The organism is Achromobacter sp., from assembly GCF_049647645.1.
In the GTDB taxonomy this organism is placed as follows: domain Bacteria; phylum Pseudomonadota; class Gammaproteobacteria; order Burkholderiales; family Burkholderiaceae_B; genus Achromobacter.
The window spans coordinates 1-1,607 of the sequence record NZ_JBARYB010000003.1 but is presented as its reverse complement, the minus strand read 5'-3'; the positions used below and the strand labels follow the sequence as shown (position 1 = coordinate 1,607).

General features: G+C 45.8%; 2 protein-coding genes and 1 tRNA gene. All 3 read left to right on the top strand.

Annotation, left to right across the window (positions count from 1 at the left end):
- Window positions 1-527, top strand: a 527-nt coding sequence (locus tag WBB14_RS00225) for a phosphoribosylglycinamide synthetase C domain-containing protein (protein WP_424238047.1), incomplete at its 5' end; no start/stop codon positions are given.
- Between the two features lie 62 nt (window positions 528-589).
- A tRNA-Glu gene (locus WBB14_RS00220) sits at window positions 590-661 on the top strand.
- Between the two features lie 199 nt (window positions 662-860).
- On the top strand, window positions 861-1,460 hold the full coding sequence (locus WBB14_RS00215; protein ID WP_424238046.1) for a Pr6Pr family membrane protein: 600 nt from the start codon (window positions 861-863) through the stop codon (window positions 1,458-1,460).
- The last annotated feature ends 147 nt before the right edge of the window (window positions 1,461-1,607 follow it).

Here is a 1,607-nt window from a genome sequence, read left to right as displayed (position 1 = left end):
AAGTAGAGCAACGCATCATCGTGCCGACCGTTGCCGGACTGAAGAAGGATAACATTCCCTACAAGGGATTTATCTTTATCGGGCTGATGAATGTAGATGGCGAGCCATACGTGATTGAATATAATGTGCGCATGGGCGATCCTGAAACGGAGAGTGTGTTGCCGCGTATTGAAAGTGATCTCATAGACTTATTGGCAGGAGTAGCGCAAGGCAATCTTGCCGAACGTTCCTTTACCCTGTCTCCGAAAACCGCCGCAACGGTGGTATTGGTTTCTGGGGGATATCCGGGGGTGTACGAACCTGGAAAGGCCATCAACAATATAGAAAACGTGAAAGAATCTATCGTATTCCATGCGGGTACGAATGAAATTGATGGTGTTGTACAAACGGCGGGTGGCCGCGTATTGGCAGTCACTGCGCTAGAAGACACCCTTTTCGATGCCTTGCAGCAAGCAACGGCGGATGCGGGGCGCATTTATTTTGAAGGTAAATATTTTCGTAAAGACATCGGTTTTGATTTGATATAAATTGCTCGTTCTTATAGTTGCATCTATCCAAATTACGGTTATATTTGCATTCAATAATTAGCGGCCCGTTCGTCTAGGGGTTAGGACGCAAGATTTTCATTCTTGAAACAGGGGTTCGATTCCCCTACGGGCTACAGGAAACAAGAGAAGTTGGTCTAAAGCGATACCGCTGGACACCAACTTTTTTTCGTTTTGGAGTATCGTTGCTTTATTGTACTTACCAATCGATAGGCACAATTGGCAAGCCCGGGCGCTATTGCAAGTGGTGGCGGCTTTGGGACAAAAAACAGCAACGTTCAAAAAAAATTGGAAAGACAATGAAAAGAACCGTTTATGAACAGCTATAGGAGACCACTGGCCATTGTTTTTGCCGCCGTGGGCTGGTTTGCATTAATTGCACAATGCTGGTTGATGCTGGATAGCCGAGTAGAACCGGTAGCAGAAACCATTGTGCGTTTTTTTAGCTTTTTCACAATCCTTACTAATACGATGGTGGCGCTATTTTTTACGTTGCAGGCCGTTGGCAAAAGCAAAGTTAAGACGGGAACACTTACCGCCATTACGATTTACATCACGGTTGTCGGTTTAGTCTACCATGTTATACTCAGGCAGCTTTGGACGCCGACGGGTCTCCAGCAAGTGGTAGACGAGCTGCTCCACTCTGTTGTACCGGTATTGACGATTGGGTATTGGTATAGATACGAGGATCGGCACAACGTTTCCTTTACACAAATAACCATGGGGCTAGTATTCCCGCTTGTCTACCTTGTTTACATTTTAATTCGAGGATTCTTTTCGGGGTTTTACCCTTATCCGTTCGTGGACGTTTCTGTGCTGGGCTTTGCAAATGTCATGAGCAATGCTGTCGGCCTGGTGATACTGTTTACGCTGTTGGCGTTTGTGTACGTGTATATTGGTAGGAAACTGCGCTGAATCGACTATTCGAAGAGGAGCCAGCCATCACCTTACAATGGCTTTTGAGGAAAGTTATCTAACGCGATGATCTCTTGTTTATATGCCGGAGGTAGTAATGCATTTTTCAGCAGTGCTTTCATGCGTACGGTCCTACTGAGCTTATAC